This is a genomic window from Paraburkholderia acidipaludis NBRC 101816, assembly GCF_000684975.1.
GTDB classification, from domain to species: domain Bacteria; phylum Pseudomonadota; class Gammaproteobacteria; order Burkholderiales; family Burkholderiaceae; genus Paraburkholderia; species Paraburkholderia acidipaludis.
This window is the reverse complement of the sequence record NZ_BAXZ01000020.1, coordinates 18,154-34,548: the sequence shown is the minus strand read 5'-3', so window position 1 is coordinate 34,548 and position 16,395 is coordinate 18,154. Positions and strand designations below refer to the sequence as shown.

17 protein-coding genes are annotated in these 16,395 nt (G+C 66.5%); 4 read left to right on the top strand and 13 right to left on the bottom strand.

All coding sequences use genetic code 11. From position 1 onward, the window contains the following. Positions 1-162 precede the first annotated feature (162 nt). Positions 163-987, bottom strand: a complete 825-nt coding sequence (locus BAC01S_RS21440) for a glycosyltransferase (RefSeq protein WP_027796601.1) — start codon at positions 985-987, stop codon at positions 163-165. Continuing rightward, positions 984-2,246, bottom strand: coding sequence for an oligosaccharide flippase family protein (locus BAC01S_RS21435; protein ID WP_027796600.1), 1,263 nt, complete (start codon positions 2,244-2,246; stop codon positions 984-986). The genes BAC01S_RS21440 and BAC01S_RS21435 overlap by 4 nt, the downstream gene beginning before the upstream one ends. Before the next feature lie 288 nt (positions 2,247-2,534). Between BAC01S_RS21435 and BAC01S_RS21430 the strand changes: the two genes are divergently transcribed. Continuing rightward, on the top strand, positions 2,535-3,929 hold the full coding sequence (locus BAC01S_RS21430) for a phosphomannomutase/phosphoglucomutase (protein WP_027796599.1): 1,395 nt from the start codon (positions 2,535-2,537) through the stop codon (positions 3,927-3,929). 51 nt (positions 3,930-3,980) lie between these two features. Here the strand turns inward: BAC01S_RS21430 and BAC01S_RS32150 are convergent, their stop codons facing one another. The 4 genes from BAC01S_RS32150 to BAC01S_RS21410 form a co-directional block, all read right to left on the bottom strand. Next, the gene (locus tag BAC01S_RS32150) at positions 3,981-5,891 is read right to left on the bottom strand and encodes a tetratricopeptide repeat-containing sulfotransferase family protein (RefSeq protein WP_052408807.1); all 1,911 of its coding nucleotides are present in this window, start codon (positions 5,889-5,891) and stop codon (positions 3,981-3,983) included. Between the two features lie 7 nt (positions 5,892-5,898). Next, on the bottom strand, positions 5,899-6,642 hold the full coding sequence (locus BAC01S_RS21420; RefSeq protein WP_027796598.1) for a hypothetical protein: 744 nt from the start codon (positions 6,640-6,642) through the stop codon (positions 5,899-5,901). A 91-nt stretch (positions 6,643-6,733) separates the two neighbouring features. Next, complete coding sequence (locus BAC01S_RS21415; protein ID WP_027796597.1) at positions 6,734-7,033, bottom strand: CcdB family protein; 300 nt, start codon at positions 7,031-7,033, stop codon at positions 6,734-6,736. Next, a complete protein-coding gene (locus BAC01S_RS21410; protein ID WP_043203139.1) occupies positions 7,033-7,275 on the bottom strand; it encodes a type II toxin-antitoxin system CcdA family antitoxin in 243 nt (80 codons plus the stop codon). Before BAC01S_RS21410 ends, BAC01S_RS21415 begins: the two co-directional genes overlap by 1 nt. Positions 7,276-7,534: 259 nt before the next feature. On the opposite strand from BAC01S_RS21410, the gene waaC reads away from it, so the two are divergent. From waaC to waaA, 3 genes are read left to right on the top strand one after another with little or no spacing between them, the layout of a single operon-like run. Next, positions 7,535-8,536 carry a lipopolysaccharide heptosyltransferase I gene (gene waaC / locus BAC01S_RS21405; protein WP_027796595.1) on the top strand — a complete coding sequence of 334 codons (1,002 nt, stop codon included), beginning with the start codon at positions 7,535-7,537 and terminating at the stop codon, positions 8,534-8,536. Positions 8,537-8,566: 30 nt separating this feature from the next. Beyond that, entirely contained in the window at positions 8,567-9,451 is an 885-nt protein-coding gene (locus BAC01S_RS21400; protein ID WP_027796594.1) for a Kdo hydroxylase family protein, read from the top strand. A gap of 52 nt (positions 9,452-9,503) precedes the next feature. Continuing rightward, positions 9,504-10,862 carry a lipid IV(A) 3-deoxy-D-manno-octulosonic acid transferase gene (waaA, locus tag BAC01S_RS21395; RefSeq protein ID WP_027796593.1) on the top strand — a complete coding sequence of 453 codons (1,359 nt, stop codon included), beginning with the start codon at positions 9,504-9,506 and terminating at the stop codon, positions 10,860-10,862. Between the two features lie 24 nt (positions 10,863-10,886). Here waaA and ureG read toward each other — a convergent pair whose 3' ends face one another. The 7 genes from ureG to BAC01S_RS21360 all read right to left on the bottom strand — a co-directional run bounded on the left by ureG (position 10,887) and on the right by BAC01S_RS21360 (position 16,348). Further along, on the bottom strand, positions 10,887-11,519 hold the full coding sequence (gene ureG / locus BAC01S_RS21390) for an urease accessory protein UreG (RefSeq protein WP_043203136.1): 633 nt from the start codon (positions 11,517-11,519) through the stop codon (positions 10,887-10,889). A 32-nt stretch (positions 11,520-11,551) separates the two neighbouring features. Then, complete coding sequence (locus BAC01S_RS21385; RefSeq protein ID WP_027796591.1) at positions 11,552-12,232, bottom strand: urease accessory protein UreF; 681 nt, start codon at positions 12,230-12,232, stop codon at positions 11,552-11,554. After that, complete coding sequence (ureE, locus tag BAC01S_RS21380; RefSeq protein WP_027796590.1) at positions 12,219-12,815, bottom strand: urease accessory protein UreE; 597 nt, start codon at positions 12,813-12,815, stop codon at positions 12,219-12,221. Before ureE ends, BAC01S_RS21385 begins: the two co-directional genes overlap by 14 nt. Position 12,816: 1 nt before the next feature. Beyond that, on the bottom strand, positions 12,817-14,523 hold the full coding sequence (gene ureC, locus BAC01S_RS21375) for an urease subunit alpha (protein WP_027796589.1): 1,707 nt from the start codon (positions 14,521-14,523) through the stop codon (positions 12,817-12,819). Between the two features lie 40 nt (positions 14,524-14,563). Further along, the gene (locus BAC01S_RS21370) at positions 14,564-14,869 is read right to left on the bottom strand and encodes an urease subunit beta (protein ID WP_027796588.1); all 306 of its coding nucleotides are present in this window, start codon (positions 14,867-14,869) and stop codon (positions 14,564-14,566) included. Positions 14,870-14,879: 10 nt separating this feature from the next. Beyond that, positions 14,880-15,182 carry an urease subunit gamma gene (gene ureA / locus BAC01S_RS21365; protein ID WP_017773123.1) on the bottom strand — a complete coding sequence of 101 codons (303 nt, stop codon included), beginning with the start codon at positions 15,180-15,182 and terminating at the stop codon, positions 14,880-14,882. A gap of 251 nt (positions 15,183-15,433) precedes the next feature. Continuing rightward, positions 15,434-16,348 (bottom strand): urease accessory protein UreD, encoded by a 915-nt coding sequence (locus BAC01S_RS21360; RefSeq protein ID WP_027796587.1) that lies wholly within the window; start codon positions 16,346-16,348, stop codon positions 15,434-15,436. Between the last annotated feature and the right edge of the window lie 47 nt (positions 16,349-16,395).

The following is a 16,395-nucleotide window of genomic DNA, read 5'->3' as shown; positions in this document are numbered from 1 at the left end:
GACGCGAGCACGCGTCGCTTGACCAGTGCGGGTTTTTTCCACCCATCTGATGAGGTAGAGCCAGGAAGTCTATAGGAAGCAGTAGACGGCTAGATAACGAACTCTTACGAACCGTTAAACGCTGTAATTTGTGGATGGCGTGACTAGCCGTGTCATTCCCTGTCAACGCGATACGAACAGGCTTCGCTTGACGCGCTGCAGTATTCCGTAGGGCGTCACGAAGTGCGCGAGACTTTTTGCGACCCCAACCCAGTCCCGCCAGTTCAGCACGTTCAGATAAACGAGCTGCAGCCGCAGCGTCGAAACGATCTGCCTTCTGCGCTTCGTGGCGCTGATCCCGCCGTCGTTCAGCTCATAGTAGAGCCCGGTTTCGGGCAGGTTCTCGCAGTCGTGGCGCTGCATGAGCCGCAGAAACAGGTCGAGGTCCTCGGCGGCCGGGTATTTCGCACGATAGTTGCCCACGGCCTTGACCGCTTCCACTCGCAGCATGACCGAAGGGTGGACGAGCGGTGAGCGAAGGAAGCGCGTGCGCCTGAGCGCCTGTGCATCGGCGGGCGGGCGCAGCATGAAGAGCGGTTCCCCCGCGCGGTTCACCACCTGCGTCCACATACCCAGCGCGGCAAGCCTCGGCGATGCCTCCATGCGCGCGCGCTGCTTCGCGAGCCGCTGCGGTACGGCGAGGTCGCCCGCATCGATGCGCGCCGCATAGCGAAAGCCGCGTGCGGCGAGCGCGTCGATACCGGCTTCCAGTGCGCGCTCGATGCCGCCATTTTTCGGCATGCGCAGGATCTCCACCTGCATGCCCGGCACCTCGGGCGCGGCGATGGGCGGCGTGCTGCCGTCATCGACGACGAGCGCGTAAATCGGCGCGTCCTCCCTGAACGACGCGAGCGTGCGTTCGACATCGGCCTGGCCGTTATAGGCAGGCATCAGCACGGCGACGTCGGCGAGCGCGCCTTCGCGTGGGCTGCTGGGGATGTTCGTCATGAGGCGAGCTTGAAGCGGATGTAATAGAAGTTCACGCAGGCGGCGGCAAGATAGCCGGCCGCGAGTCCCACGAGGGCGCCGTAGGCGCCAAGGCGCGCGATGGCCACGAGGTTCACGGCGAAGGCCACCGCGAGCGCCAGCAGCCATTTCGTGAGCAGTACGAACCTGGCCTGGTACTTCAGCACGACGAGGTTGCCGATCGCCTCGATGCCCGCGGGTACGGAGAGCCACACGGCCCAGCGGAAGATGCCCGCGGCGCCCGCATACGCCGGCCCGAACACGTGGCCGATGATGAAGCCGGCCAGCGTGTCGAGCACGAGGGCGCCGGCGATCATCAGCACGGCCGTCATCGCGAAGATCCGCAGCAGGTTGCGTTTGAGCCGGGCCGTTTCCTGCACGCGGTAGACGAACGCGGGAGCGAGGGTCTGGGCGAGCATCAGCGCGAGCGTGATCCAGTTTTCGTTGAGCTGCTGGGCGGCGGAGTAGCGGCCCAGATCCGCGAACGAGATCGTGCGTTCGAGCATGAGCCGGTCGAGCTTCAGGAACAGGTACATGCAGATGAGCCCGAGCCAGAACACCGTGCCGGCCGTGGCGAAATGCCGGAACAGCGTGCGGTCCACGTGCCAGCCGAGCGTGCCGCCGTGGCGGCGCCGGTAGTAGAGCACGAGCACCGCGCCAATGGCCGCCGATTCGAGCGCCCACAACCAGCCGAAGCCTGCAGGCCGCAACATCGCCCGTGCGAGCAGGTAGACGAGCAGCGCCTTGATCACGGCGGTCGTCATGCTGGCCAGCAATTGCGGCTTGCTGTACGTCATGCTCTGGAGCCAGGCGTTGATCACGCCGACGAAGGGCTCGCGGAACAGCATGGTCATGGCGAGTCCGCCAAGCATGGTGCCGACGAGCGGATCGGTCGCGCCCGCCGCGATGCCGATCCAGGTGACGACGAGCGCCGCGGCCGAAACGCCGATGCGCAGGGCGAACGCACTGCCGAGCACCGTGCCGAGCTCCTGCGGCGGCCGGCTAACGATGGTCGGCACGAGGATTTCCGCGCCGCACACCCAGGTGACGGGCGCGAGCACGAGCAGCAGGGTGTTCGCGTACTGCCATTTGCCGAACACGTCCGGGCCGAAATAGCGCGCCAGCACGCCGCTGATGACGATGGCGACCGCGATCTGCGTGACCCGTTCGAGGCCGAGCCACACGATATTGCTCAAGGCCCGGGCGACGTCGGGGTTGGCATAGCGCTTCACGCTCAGCATGGCTGACTTGGGCGGGCACGCCGTGTGCTGGAGGGGCGCCCCTCGGGCAGCGGGATTTTTTGCGACATTAATTTTGTCGTCGGGGGGAAACGGCGGGGCATTAAAATGGGTGGTTAACAGGGCCAAACAGTGCCAGGCAGTGCAAAGTCGAGTGCAAAGTCCGGCGGGACGGCCGAAAGACGGCAATTATAGTTTGTAACGGATTCGACTTTTCGTAACCGTCTGCGCAAGACCGCAGGCCGGCTGTGTTACGAATAGCGCGTACTTCAATGGAAAGCGAGCCTCATCATGATCTCTCAATCGATTTTCAAGGCCTATGACATTCGCGGCGTGGTCGGCAAGACGCTCGACGCCGACACCGCCCGCGCCATTGGCCGGGCGTTCGGCAGCGAAGTGCGGGCGCAGGGCGGCGACGCCGTCGTGATCGCGCGCGACGGCCGGCTTTCGGGTCCGGATCTGGTCCGCGCGCTGGGTGACGGCTTGTGCGAGGCGGGCGTCGACGTGGTGGACGTGGGCATGGTGCCCACGCCGGTGGGCTACTTCGCGGCGAGCGTGCCGCTCAAACTGCCGGAAGGCGAGCGCCAGGTGGACTCGTGCATCGTCGTGACCGGCAGCCACAATCCGCCCGACTACAACGGTTTCAAGATGGTGCTGCGCGGCAAGGCGATCTATGGCGACCAGATCCAGGCGCTCTACCAGCGCATCGTCGATAGCCGCTTCGACGCGGGCGAGGGCAGCTACACGAAATACGACATCGCCGACGAATATGTGGCGCGCATCGTGAGCGACGTGAAGCTCGCGCGTCCGCTGAAGATCGTCGTCGACACCGGCAACGGCGTGGCGGGCGACCTCGCGCCGCGTCTTTTCAAGGCCATGGGCTGCGAGATGGTCGAGCTGTTCACGGAAGTGGACGGCAACTTCCCGAATCACCACCCGGACCCGGCGCATCCCGAGAACCTGCAGGACGTGATCCGCGCGCTCAAGGAAACCGATGCCGAGATCGGCTTCGCGTTCGACGGTGACGGCGACCGCCTGGGTGTGGTGACGAAGGACGGCCAGATCATCTATCCGGACCGTCAGCTCATGCTGTTCGCCGAGGAAGTGCTTTCGCGCAACCCGGGCAAGGAAATCATCTACGACGTGAAGTGCACGCGCAATCTCGCGAAGTGGGTGAAGGAGAAGGGCGGCGTGCCGCTCATGTGGAAGACCGGCCACTCGCTCGTGAAGGCGAAGCTGCGCGAGACGGGCGCGCCGCTGGCGGGTGAAATGAGCGGCCACGTGTTCTTCAAGGACCGCTGGTACGGCTTCGACGACGGCCTGTACACGGGCGCGCGCCTGCTTGAGATCCTCTCGCGCGTGGCCGATCCGAGCCAGCTGCTCAACAGCCTGCCGAACTCGCACGCCACGCCCGAGCTGCAACTGAAGCTGGAGGAAGGCGAGAACTTCGCGCTGATCGCGAAGCTGCAGAAGGAGGCGAAGTTTACGGGCGAGGACGAGATCATCACGATCGACGGCCTGCGCGTGGAGTATCCGGACGGCTTCGGTCTCGCGCGCTCGTCGAACACGACGCCCGTGGTGGTGATGCGCTTCGAGGCCGACAACGACGCGGCGCTGGCCCGCATCCAGGCCGACTTCAAGCGCGTGATTCTCGCGGCCAAGCCGGACGCGGAGCTGCCGTTCTGACCTCGGGGGCCATCCGCATCCCGAGATGCGGGCGGCCCCAAAAACCGCCCTCTACGGCGCGCCATCCGCCGACGATTCCCCAAGCCCTTCGATCAATGGTGCAAGGTGCGCTGGCGCAGGCCGCCAGCGCCGCACCGAGCTTGCATAGATCGGCTGGCGCACCTGTAGCGAACTGGCCGTCGCGACCGCGCGGTCGCTGCGGTGAAAGTCGAGGCAGGCCGGATCCCATTCGAGCCCGCAATGGTCGAGCATCCGCCGTGCTTCGCGCGGCAGGTCGCTCACCATGTCTTCGTACCGCACTTCCAGCATGACGCCGGGCGGCAAGACCGCGCGCCAATGGTCCATCAGCCGCTCGTATGCCGCGTAGTAGCGGCCGAGTTCGCCCAGTTCGAAGCTGAACGGCATCATGGTCAGCAAGCGGGAAAACGCCGAGAGGCAGCAGTCGACGGCCTCGCGCCGCGCGTGGATGATCCGGGCGTTCGGCAGCGCGAGGTGGATCAGGCCGAGATTCATGAAATTGGGCAGCGATTTGTCGACGACGCGTCGATAGCCGGCGTCGATGCCGCCCAGCAGCCGGATGCGGCGCAGGTAGTCAGCCCCGAGCGCACCGAAATCGTTCGCGTCCCACTCGCCGGACGAGCCCCCTCTGCCAGGCGTCGTGCGGGATCTCTGCTCCTCCTGTGCGTGGAGGGCGTCGGCAAAGAACCCGCATTCGCCGGCGCCATAGACGTGCGGATGGCTCGACAATACTTGCTCGATCAGCGTCGAGCCGGAACGCGGCATGCCGACGATGAACACCGGTGAGTCGCATGCATCACCCCCACCGCGAACCGCGTCCAGGCGAGCCGGCGTGAACGTGCGTCGCATCTGCCCGAAAGCTGCGAGCGTCCGTGCCTCGTCGTACTGCACGCGTGCACGCTGCAGCGCGTTGCCGCTCAGGTAATGATCGAACGCTTCGTCTCGCTCGCCGAACTCCATCAACGCATCGCCGAGCGCGAAATGCAGATAGACACGGTCTTGCGCGCCAAGCTCCGCCTCGTGCAGCGCGAAGCGCGCGAGCGCCATAAAACACGGATCGTCGCGGGTCAGGCGCGTGACCGAGGCGAGATTGCGGTAGTGCATGACCTCGCCGGGCGCGGCGTCGATGGCGCGCTGATAGGCGCTGCGTGCGTCGTCGAGGCGATTCAGCTCGCGCAGCACGTTGCCCCGGTTGCTGTGCGCGGCCGCATAGGCGGGGCGCAGCGCGAGTGCGCGGTCGTAGTCCGCCAGCGCTTCGGCGTGGCGGTTGAAGTGCCGCAACAGATTGCCCCGGTTGTTCAGCGCCTCGACGAAATCCGGCGCCAGTTCCAGCGTGCGGTTCAAGCTGGCCAGCGCTTCGTCGTGGCGATCGAGGCCGCGCAGCAACGTCGCGCGGTTGTACCAGGCGGCCGCAAGACCGGGCTGCAGCGCAAGCGCCCGGTCATAGCTCGCGAGCGCTTCGTCCCGACGGCCGAGCAGGTGCAGCGCGTCGCCGTGGCCCGCCCATGCGTCGGCGCGCTGCGACTGCAGGCGAAGCGCTGCCGCGTAGCCGTCCAGCGCTTCGGCCGGCCGGCCGAGATCGCGCAGCAGGTTCGCTTGGGCGATCAGGATATCGGCGGACGCCGGCGCCAGCGCGAGCGCCCTGGAAAATGCCGCCAGCGCGTCCTGCGGCCGGCGCATCGCCTGCAGGGCGAGGCCCAGGTCGGCATGGAAGATCGCCCGCTCGGGCCGACTGGCGATCGCGCGTTCGAGCAGTTGTGCCGCGCCGGCAGCGTCGCCGCCGGCGCGACGCAACAGCGCGCTCGTATGCAACGCGTCGGCGTGCGCGGGATCGGTTTGCAGGATCTGCTGCAGGCAGGCCTCGGCCTCTGCGCGCTGCCCCTGACGCAGGAGCGCTTGCGCCCGCTGGAAGGTCTCGGTCAGGTCGAGCGGGGCGCGGGACATGGGGCGGCTAGGCCGGTTGCGAGCGAAACTCGACTTTTTGCCGGCCTACCACCTGGGTCGCAAAGTCCGCATCGGCCGGGATCGGCTCCCAGAAAAAATCATGCTGGAAAAGCGGGATGCGATTGAATTTTTGCGAACGGAAAATCCCTCGGTTTCGCTTGAATTCGCTGTAGCGATCGCCCTTGAACTGCTTGCCGACCGACGTGAACGGCAGCAGTCGTTCCGCGATGTCCCGCTGGATCAGTTCGGCCGATTCGCTCTTGAACCGTTCGAATGCCGGAAACTGATCGCGGCATATCACCTGAATCGCCGTTTCCGGCAAGGCGTAGCGCTGCGCCCAGAGCACATGCCATCCGGAGTCGACGTCATTGATGAAGTCCACGAGTCGCCGGCTCAAAATATAGGCGTCGGATTCGATATGGATGATTTTTTCCGCGCCCAGATTTTTTGCAATCTCGAGTGAGTGCAAAAAGCTGCGCCACCAGCCGGGATAGGCCGAAAGGCTTTGCCGTCCGAGATTATCGTCAAAGTGAACCAGCAGATTTTTGGCGCTTTTTTTCGCAATATCTTCCGAGTGGTGAACGACCTCGATTTCCTCGCGCGGCGGGGAAAACGGCGACCCGTCGTCGATCATGATTTTCTTTTCCGCGACGATGGGCATTGTGTCGTAGTAATGCAGCCATCTCTGGTATCGACGCGCCCAGGCATCCCGGTCTTTGATGTAGCTCGTGCAGAAAATAAAGGACTTCATGGGCGCATACCTGGTGTTCGTTTCGGTTACTGCCGCCCGGGTTCTAGCGGCCAGGGCGCCGTAATGATACATGGGGGTACATGGGCAAGGGCTAGAACCCCCGAAGCAGGAGGTCGATAGCAGCAACGATTTCGTCGGAATGGTCGCTCAAGCTGAACACGCTGCGTTTCAGAACTTTGAGCGGAACAGCGGCCATGGACTGCGTCACCATGATGAACTGAATCCCTTCGATCTCGAAAACAGGATTCAGCCTGTCCGCCGGGCGAACCAGATCATCCAGAGGCAGCAGCGGGATGACGACTCGGGTAGCGAGATGATCCAACGCGTCTGCCTGGATATTCAGCAGGTATCCTCGACCGGAAAGATCCGGATAGACGTTGAATCTGGCCATCAGAACATCCTGGATTGTTCAAGCGGCAGGCCATTCTTTTCCACGTAAGCGTTGTAGCTTTCGATGGCCTCCTTATTTTCCTTCAGCCAGACCTCGGCACGCTTGTCAGCAACGGCCCTGGCCAACCCGGCCTCGGCCGCCTGAGACACATTGATGCCGAGATCCCTGGCTTCGGTCAGAAGGCTTTCCGCCAGCGATACGTTCGTAGCCTTTTTCGGGGCGCCAGCGTAGGTCGCAACCATGAGGATTCTCCGAGGATGATTTTCACTGTCATGGTGCCATCAATGCGCATTCATTTCAACATTCCGAATGCGCATGCCTGGGAGCCCGACGGTCCGGCTTTTCCAGACCTTTCGTGGCAGAACCGGCATCGCGCTCGCCGTTGCCCCACCAGGGCCCGTACGCGGCGTCCCCCATGCTTTTGCCCGACGGCACGCCCGCTCGCGCTAGAATCACGAACCTTTAACGCATCTTTCGGCGCAGTTCGCCGGTATTTCTCTCTTGAGCGTGCAAAAAATCCTCATCGTGCGCGTATCGTCGCTGGGCGACGTCGTCCACAACATGCCCGCGATTGCCGATATCCGGCGGCGGCATCCCGACGCCCAGATCGACTGGCTCGTCGAGGAGAGCTTCGCGTCGCTCGTCGAGCTCGTGCAGGGCGTGCGCCGCGCGATTCCGTTTTCGCTGCGCCGCTGGCGCAAGGGCCTCCTTTCAGCCGCCAACTGGCGCGAGATCGGCGCGTTCCGCCGCGCGCTCGCCGCCGAAAAGTACGACCTCGTGATCGACTGCCAGGGCCTCATCAAGACGGCCTGGGTGGCAAGCTGGGCCCGCGGCCCGCTCGTGGGCCTCGGCAACCGGACCGAAGGCGCGGGCTACGAATGGCCCGTGCGCTTCTTCTACGACCGGGCGGTCCGCATCGAGCCGCGGACTCATGTGGTCGAGCGCACCCGGCAACTGGTCGCGGCGGCGCTGAACGAGCCGCCGCCCCAGCCCACCGACGACATCGACTTCGGCCTCGACACCGCGCGCGCGGCCCAGGCGCTGGCCGGCGTCGGCCTGAACCTGCCGGTGCCCTACGTGGTATTCGTGCACGCCACCTCCCGCGCCGACAAGCAATGGCCCGACGCCAACTGGATCGAGCTGGGCCAGGCGCTCGTGCGGCGCGGCGCCTCGCTCGTGCTGCCCTGGGGCAACGACGAGGAGCGGGCCACGAGCGAGCGCCTCGCGCGCGAGTTCGGGGAGGCGGCTATCGTGCCGCCGAAGCTCTCGCTGCCCGCCGTGGTGGGCCTGATCGAGGGCGCGGCGGCGACCGTGGGCGTTGATACGGGTCTAGTGCACATCGCGGCGGCGCTCAAGCGCCCGACCGTCGAGTTGTACAATTTCGCGACCGCCTGGCGGACGGGCGGCTATTGGTCGCCGAACGTCGCCAACCTGGGCACCGCCGGCCAGCCGCCGACGCTCGCGCAGGTCAAGGCCGCGCTGGCCGGCTTTGGGCTGCTGTAGTCATCAGATCCATCGCTTCCAGGGGCGACCATGAACGAATCCCAGATCATCGAAATCACTTCCGGCGACTGGCGCGGCCAGCAGCTTTCGCGGCCGCGCGAGACGCTGCTCGACGCCGTCGAGCAGGGCAAGGTGCTGTACTTTCCGAACCTGGCGTTTCCGGTGGAAGGCGGCGAGCGCGCGCTGCTCGACCCGGCCATTGCCGACCTCAAGCGCAAGAACATCAGCCTCGACCCGAACGGCGGCGCGCTGCATGGGGTATTGGGCGACGCGGTCACGCAGTCTGCCGTGCGCGCGCTCATTGCGCGCTACCAGAGCTGCGCGCGCACGCTCGTCGACGGCCTCTTTCCCGAGTACGACGGCAAGCTGCGCGTCGCGCCGACCAGCCTGCGCCTGCATCAGGTGGAGACACGTCAGACTTCATGGCGCAAGGACGATTCGCGCCTGCACGTGGACGCGTTTCCGTCGCGCCCCAACTACGGCGAGCGCATCCTGCGCGTCTTCACGAACGTGAACCCGAGCGGCGTGCCGCGCGTATGGCGCGTGGGCGAACCGTTCGAGGACATGGCGAAGCGCTTTCTTCCGCAGATCAAGGCGCAGATGCCGGGCTCGGCGTGGCTGCAGCATCTGCTGCACATCACGAAGTCGCCGCGCAGCGAATACGACCATCTGATGCTGCATCTGCACGACGGCATGAAGGCCGACCTCGACTACCAGAAGTCGAGCCCGCAGGAGACCATCGGCTTTCCGCCGGGCAGCGTCTGGGTGTGCTTCTCCGATCACACCTCGCACGCCGTGATGTCCGGCCAGTTCATGATGGAGCAGACCTTCTTCCTGCCGGTGAAGGACATGGTGCACCCGGACTGGGCGCCGCTCGGCATACTCGAACGCCTCAAGGGCAAGGAACTGGTTTGAGCACGCGTATCCCCATGCACCCCATGCTTTGCGCGATGGCGGTGGAGGCCCGATGCTGAGGGCCGTCTATCGCGCGGCTTGGTGGCTCGTTGCACCGCTCGCCGTGTTGCGGCTTTTCATCCGGTCGCGGCGCGAGCACGGCTATCGCGAGCATATCGGCGAACGCTTCGGCTACTCGGCGGGGCGCCTGCCCGAGGACGACGGGCCGCTCATCTGGGTGCATGCGGTTTCGGTGGGCGAGACGCGGGCGGCGCAGCCGCTCGTCGATGCCTTGATCGCGGCGCGGCCCGACGCGCGCGTGCTGCTCACGCACATGACGCCCGGCGGCCGCGCCGCGGGCGAGCAGCTGTTCGGCAACCGCGTGCTGCGCTGCTATCTGCCTTACGACACGCCGCAGGCGGTGCGCCGTTTTCTGCGCGCGTGGCGGCCCTCGCTCGGGCTCGTGATGGAAACCGAGGTCTGGCCCACGCTCATCGACGAATGCCGGCGCGCCGACGTGCCGCTCGTGTTGACCAACGCGCGCATGTCGGCGCGTTCGCGCAAGCGGGCGGCAAAGTTCGGCGCGGCGGTGAAAGAGGTGTTCGGCGGCTTTACGCGCGTGCTCGCGCAAAGCCCGTCGGACGCGGAACGGTTGAGCGCCCTCGGGGCGCGCAATGTAGCCGTGCTCGGCAACCTGAAGTTCGACATGGCGAGCCCGCCGGAACTCGTTGCGCGCGGCCATGAATGGCGCCGCGCGATCGGCGCGCGGCCCGTCTGGGTTGCGGCCAGCACGCGCGAGGGCGAAGAGGAACTCGTGCTGCAGGCGTTCGCGGCGCTCGGCCTCGACGACGCCTTGCTGATCCTCGTGCCGCGGCATCCGCAGCGTTTCGACGAAGTGGTTGCGCTGGTCGCGCGCAAGGACCTCAAGCTCGTGCGGCGCTCGCAGTGGGCGGCGAGCGTCGCGGCTGCGGCGGCGCCGTCGCACGAGAGCCCGCGTGCGCTGCCGCCAGACGTGAAGGTGCTATTGGGCGATTCGATGGGGGAGATGGGCGCGTACTACGCTGCCGCGGATCTGGCGTTCATCGGCGGCAGCTTGTTGCCGCTCGGCGGACAGAACCTGATCGAAGCGTGCGCCGTGGGGGTGCCCGTGCTGATCGGCCCGCACGTGTTCAACTTCACGCAGGCCACCGCCGACGCCGTCGCGGCCGGCGCGGCGCTGCAGGTGCAGGATCCGGCGGATCTCGCGCGGACGTTGCGTGCGCTCTTCGAAGACAGGACGCGGCGCGTGGCGATGGGGGCGGCTGCGGCTGCCTTTGCGGCGCGCCATCGCGGGGCTACGGCGCGCACGGTGGACGTGCTCATGACGCTGCTGCCGGAGTCCGCTTCTTCTGCCTCGCCGTCCTCTTCATCGGCGGCTTCGCTGGACGTCTGAGCGCCGGGCCTGAGGTCACGAACTTCAGGCCGTCGCGAGCAACCCCTTCTTCTCGATGAACGCGACCACCTGATCGAGCCCCTCCAGCGCCTTCAGGTTGCACATCACGAACGGCCGCTCGCCGCGCATCTTTTTCGCATCCGAGGCCATGACGTCGAGGTTCGCGCCCACGAGCGGCGCGAGATCGGTCTTGTTGATCACGAGCAGGTCCGACTTCGTGATGCCGGGGCCGCCCTTGCGCGGAATCTTCTCGCCGCCCGCCACGTCGATCACGTAGATCGTGAGGTCGGAAAGCTCGGGGCTGAAGGTGGCGGCGAGGTTGTCGCCGCCCGACTCGATGAACACGATGTCCGCGTCGGGAAAGCGCGCGAGCATCTGGTCCACGGCTTCCAGGTTGATCGAGGCGTCTTCGCGGATCGCCGTGTGCGGGCAGCCGCCCGTTTCGACGCCCATGATGCGCTCGGCGGGCAGGGCGCCCGCAACGGTCAGGAGGCGCTGATCCTCCTTCGTGTAGATGTCGTTGGTGATGGCGACGAGGTCGTAGCGCTCGCGCATCGCCTTGCAGAGCATTTCCAGCAGCGTGGTTTTGCCGGAGCCCACTGGACCCCCTACGCCGACGCGTAGCGGCGGCAGCTTTTTCGTGCGCTTGATGTTCATCCGGGTATTCCTGTTTATTTCGTAATCCGAAGCTAGGAGCGAAAAAGCCGCGAGTACTGCGATTCGTGCCGCGCGCTGAGGATGCCGAGCTGCGGTGCGAAGGTATTGAGCGCATCGGGCGGCGTGGCGAGCGCGCGGACGACGGCCGCCTCGATGACGGGACGCAGCGCGACAAGGATGCGTTGCCCCGCGACCTGGCCGAGCGGCACGGCCTTGAGCGCGGCCGCCGTCTGGTTCTCGACCCAACTGAAAGCATAGGCCGCGAGTGCTGCGTCGGGCGCGGCGTCGTGAGCCCATGCCGCATAGGCCCAGGCACTGGGCTGTGCCACCGGTGTCATGCGTTCGAGCGTGGCGAGTCGCGCGGCGTCCCCCCATTCGAGTTGCGCGCAAAGCTGTCGCAACGACCAGCCCATCTGCGAGGTCTCGCGGCGCAGTTCCGCCGACTCGCGGCTCGCGACGAATTCCGTATTCGCTTCGATCAGCGCGGCTGCATCGTGCATGCGCCAGCGTTCGAGTTGGTGCGCGACGAACGGCAGCTCACCCGACGCCAGCACGTTTGCGAGGCCGCTCTCGATCCAGCGCGCGACGCTGTCGGCGTTCTCGACGAGGTGCGCGTCGATGGCCGCCTCTAGTCCCTGCGAGTAGCTGAAGGCGCCGATCGGCAGTGCGGGTGACGCAAGGTGCAGCAGCGCGGTGAGTTCAGCGATGCGCATGGCCGTGGTGCTCGTGGCCGTGGTCGTGCCCGCAATCGGGGCCGTGGACGTGGTCATGCGAATGCGCGTGGCCATGATGCTCGTCGTACACGCGCTGGGCGAGCGCGTAGTCGTCGGCGAAGGTTTCGTCGTGGCCGTGCCGGTGGCCGCCGCCATAAGCGCCGGCTTCGGGCTGGAACGGCAGCATCACGCGCTCGACCTGCGCGCCGAGGCGCTTGAGCATGTCTTCGAGCACGGGGTCCGCTTCGAGCTTCAGTTCGTCCGCGCCCACTTCGACCGGCGTGTGCCGGTTGCCGAGGTGATAGGCGGCGCGCGTGAGCGTGAGGCGGTCGGGCGCGCGCACCAGCAGCACGCTTTCGGCGGCGGCGACCACGCGCACGAGGGCGCCGTCGTCGGCGACGAGCATGTCGCTGTCACGCAGCACCGTGCCGCGCGGCAGCACGACGCCCACTTCCTCGCCCGTGTCGAGCGTGGCCGCGAAGCGGCTCTTGCAGCGCGCGTCGTAGGGCAGCGTGAGCGTGGGTGCGCGCCGCACCAGAACCGGTGCGAGCTTCGCGGTGAGTCGTTTGTCTATCGTACGCATGCTAGAAGAGGAAATAACGCTGCGCCATCGGCAGCACCGTGGCGGGCTCGCAGGTCAGTAACTGGCCATCGGCGACCACCTGATAGGTCTCGGGATCGACGGTAACCGTCGGCTGCCACGCGTTGTGGATCATGTCGGCTTTCGTCACGTTGCGGCAGCCGCGCACGGCCACCACACGCTTTTGCAGGCCATAGCGTTCGGTCACGCCATGATCGAGCGCCAGTTGGGAGACGAACGTGAGCGAGGTCTGGGTGAGCGCCCGGCCGCGCGTGGCGAACATCTCGCGGTAGTGGACCGGCTGCGGCGTGGGAATCGACGCGTTCGGGTCGCCCATCTGCGCGAGCGCGATCATGCCGCCCTTGAGGATCAGCGAGGGCTTGATGCCAAAGAACGCGGGCTCCCAGAACACGAGGTCGGCCCATTTGCCGGGCTCGATCGAGCCCACTTCGTGCGCAATGCCGTGCGTGATGGCCGGGTTGATCGTGTACTTCGCGACGTAGCGCTTCACGCGGAAGTTGTCGTGGCGCGCGCTGTCACCGGGCAGCGCGCCGCGCTGCATCTTCATCTTGTGCGCGGTCTGCCACGTGCGGATGATGACTTCGCCCACCCGGCCCATTGCCTGGGAGTCCGACGAAAGCATCGAGAGGGCGCCGAGGTCGTGCAGGATGTCCTCGGCGGCAATCGTCTCGCGGCGGATGCGCGACTCGGCGAACGCAATGTCCTCGGCAATCGACGGGTCGAGGTGATGGCAGACCATCAGCATGTCGAGGTGTTCGTCGAGCGTGTTGACCGTGTACGGGCGCGTGGGGTTGGTCGAGGAGGGCAGCACGTTCGCCTCGCCGCATACCTTGATGATGTCGGGGGCGTGGCCGCCGCCCGCGCCTTCCGTGTGATACGTGTGGATCGTGCGGCCCTTGAAGGCCGCGACGGTTGCTTCCACGAAGCCCGATTCGTTGAGCGTGTCCGTGTGGATGGCGACCTGCGTGTCGGTGGCGTCGGCAACGCTCAGGCAGTTGTCGATGGCGGCCGGTGTCGAGCCCCAGTCCTCGTGCAGCTTCAGGCCGATCGCGCCCGCGGCGATCTGCTCCTCGGCGGGCTTCGGTAGGCTCACATTGCCCTTGCCGAGGAAGCCGAGGTTGATCGGCCAGCCGTCCGCGGCCTGCAGCATGCGCTCCATGTGCCACGGGCCCGGCGTGCAGGTGGTGGCGTTGGTGCCCGTGGCGGGGCCCGTGCCGCCGCCCAGCATCGTCGTCACGCCCGAGGCGAGCGCCTCGTCGATCTGCTGCGGGCTGATGAAGTGGATGTGCGTGTCGATGCCGCCCGCCGTCACGATCTGCCCTTCGCCGGCGATCACCTCGGTCGAGGCGCCGATGGGGATAGTCACCGCCGGCTGCACGTCGGGGTTGCCGGCCTTGCCGATTTTCCAGACGCGCCCGTCCTTGATGCCGATGTCGGCCTTCACGATGCCCCAGTGATCGACGATCACGGCGTTCGTGATGACTGTGTCCGCCACCTCGGCCGCGAGGCGCTGCGACTGGCCCATGCCGTCGCGGATCACTTTGCCGCCGCCGAACTTCACTTCGTCGCCGTAGACCGTGTAGTCGCGCTCGACTTCGATGACGAGTTCGGTGTCGGCAAGGCGCACGCGGTCGCCGGTGGTGGGGCCGAACATCTCCGCGTAGGCGCGGCGGCCGATTTTCAAGGTCATATCGGATTCCTGATGGATTCGTGACGTGCGAGCGAGCGGCTCAGAGCGGGCCCATCACCTTGCCGTTGAAGCCGTAGACGGCGCGCTCGCCGGCCAGCGCCACGAGTTCGACGGTGCGCTCCTGGCCCGGCTCGAAGCGCACGGCCGTGCCCGCCGCAATGTTCAGGCGAAAGCCGCGCGCGGCTTCGCGGTCGAACGAGAGCGCGTCGTTGACCTCGTAGAAGTGAAAGTGCGAGCCGATCTGCACGGGCCGGTCGCCGGTATTGGCCACCGTCACGGTGAGGGTCTCGCGGCCGGCGTTCAGTTCGATTTCGCCGTCGTCGATCAGCATTTCGCCTGGGATCATGAGCGTCTCCTCACGGAATCGGGTGATGGACGGTCACGAGCTTCGTGCCGTCGGGAAACGTCGCTTCCACCTGGATGTCGGGGATCATTTCCGGCACGCCTTCCATCACGTCGTCGCGCGTGAGCAGCGTGGTGCCGTAGTGCATGACCTCGGCGACGGTCTTGCCGTCGCGGGCGGCTTCCATGAGCGCGGCGCTGATGAATGCCACCGCCTCGGGGTAGTTGAGCTTCAGGCCGCGCGCGCGGCGCCTTTCGGCGAGCAGCGCGGCGGTGAAGATCAGGAGCTTGTCTTTCTCGCGTGGCGTGAGCTTCATCGTTCCAGGTCGGTTGGGCGTCCGGCGCGCCGCCGGGCCGCGGGTGTGCCTCGGGTCATTCTCGCGCGAGCATACCGGAAGCCATTTACGGAAGCATTGCAGCAAATTGAACCGGCACACGGGGGCGACGGAGGAACATTGCAAGGTGCGTGCCAATGAGGGGGACGCACCATCCACGAGGCATTTGCGCACCCTGGCGGCGCGCCGCGCTGCGATATGGTGCGAGACTGCGCCGCAACGGTGCGCAGGGATCAGGTTGTCCAGAGGCGCAGCGGCGCCGCCTCGACGCCGTGCACGAGCGGCCGCAGGGTCGTCCAGCAGCGCGTGAGTTGCTGTTGCAGCGGTTCCATCGAACGGGCGAGCGCACGTACCACGAGCACGCCCGGGCAGACGCAGCTTGCGCCGCCGCGCACGGCGGCGTCGAACGGCAGGGTGGCCGCGAGCCGCTGCGCGAGTTCGTCGTCACAGGCGGGGCCCACCGCCCACAGCACGCCGAAGGCCGGATAGCCGGCCAGCCCCTGCGGTGCGTCGCGCAGGGGATCGGCGGCATCGACGAGAGCGCGCTCGAACCAGAGCAGTTCGCTCGCGTTGTCTGCCTGCGCGTGATCGGGCGCGGCTCGCGCGATACGCGTAATACGCGCAATCGAGCGCAGCATGCCCGCCGACCAGCGCTCGCCCGCCGCTTGCCGGCCCAGTTGCACGGCGTCCCAGCCGATCGCCGTGGCGTTCGCACCGAGCGTGAGCGAGAAGTCGAGTTCGGCGTGCGCGTGGTCGAAGATCAGGTTGTTCTGCGGCAGCCAGTCGAGCTTTGCGTCGTCGTGAACATGAATCGCGATACGCTGGCGCGCCACGCGGCCGTTCGACTTGTACCACTTCGTGGCGCCCGGGGTGGTCAGCACGGCATGGGTCTGCGCGCCGACATTCACGTCGATGTCGAGCCGGTCGCCGCCTGCAATGCCCGCCGGCGGATGCACGATCACCGCGTGGCAGATCGCGTCGCCTTCGGGATAGAGCGGTCGCTGCACACGCAGCGGTCCGGTGTGTCGCCGATGCGCGAGCGTCGTGCGGGCCCCCTGGCGCGCGAAGCCGAGTTCGAGGCGTGCGAGCCATTCTTGAGGCGTTGCGGTGCGCGGGGCGAGCGTCGAGTGGTCTTCGTGGAGCGACATGCTGGAGCAGAAAGGGGACGAAGGGATGGCGTGCGGCGGCCTTGGCG

What these genes read in the sequence shown, in the direction of transcription:
- ureE (WP_027796590.1), bottom strand. Translation starts at nt 12,815, where the DNA reads ATGCGTACGATAGACAAACGACTCACCGCGAAGCTCGCACCGGTTCTG.
- BAC01S_RS32150 (WP_052408807.1), bottom strand. Translation starts at nt 5,891, where the DNA reads ATGTCCCGCGCCCCGCTCGACCTGACCGAGACCTTCCAGCGGGCGCAA.
- BAC01S_RS21430 (WP_027796599.1), top strand. Translation starts at nt 2,535, where the DNA reads ATGATCTCTCAATCGATTTTCAAGGCCTATGACATTCGCGGCGTGGTC.
- BAC01S_RS21385 (WP_027796591.1), bottom strand. Translation starts at nt 12,232, where the DNA reads ATGCGCATCGCTGAACTCACCGCGCTGCTGCACCTTGCGTCACCCGCA.
- BAC01S_RS21360 (WP_027796587.1), bottom strand. Translation starts at nt 16,348, where the DNA reads ATGTCGCTCCACGAAGACCACTCGACGCTCGCCCCGCGCACCGCAACG.
- BAC01S_RS21400 (WP_027796594.1), top strand. Translation starts at nt 8,567, where the DNA reads ATGAACGAATCCCAGATCATCGAAATCACTTCCGGCGACTGGCGCGGC.
- waaA (WP_027796593.1), top strand. Translation starts at nt 9,504, where the DNA reads ATGCTGAGGGCCGTCTATCGCGCGGCTTGGTGGCTCGTTGCACCGCTC.
- BAC01S_RS21415 (WP_027796597.1), bottom strand. Translation starts at nt 7,033, where the DNA reads ATGGCCAGATTCAACGTCTATCCGGATCTTTCCGGTCGAGGATACCTG.
- BAC01S_RS21420 (WP_027796598.1), bottom strand. Translation starts at nt 6,642, where the DNA reads ATGAAGTCCTTTATTTTCTGCACGAGCTACATCAAAGACCGGGATGCC.
- ureG (WP_043203136.1), bottom strand. Translation starts at nt 11,519, where the DNA reads ATGAACATCAAGCGCACGAAAAAGCTGCCGCCGCTACGCGTCGGCGTA.
- BAC01S_RS21435 (WP_027796600.1), bottom strand. Translation starts at nt 2,246, where the DNA reads ATGCTGAGCGTGAAGCGCTATGCCAACCCCGACGTCGCCCGGGCCTTG.
- BAC01S_RS21410 (WP_043203139.1), bottom strand. Translation starts at nt 7,275, where the DNA reads ATGGTTGCGACCTACGCTGGCGCCCCGAAAAAGGCTACGAACGTATCG.
- BAC01S_RS21370 (WP_027796588.1), bottom strand. Translation starts at nt 14,869, where the DNA reads ATGATCCCAGGCGAAATGCTGATCGACGACGGCGAAATCGAACTGAAC.
- ureA (WP_017773123.1), bottom strand. Translation starts at nt 15,182, where the DNA reads ATGAAGCTCACGCCACGCGAGAAAGACAAGCTCCTGATCTTCACCGCC.
- BAC01S_RS21440 (WP_027796601.1), bottom strand. Translation starts at nt 987, where the DNA reads ATGACGAACATCCCCAGCAGCCCACGCGAAGGCGCGCTCGCCGACGTC.
- ureC (WP_027796589.1), bottom strand. Translation starts at nt 14,523, where the DNA reads ATGACCTTGAAAATCGGCCGCCGCGCCTACGCGGAGATGTTCGGCCCC.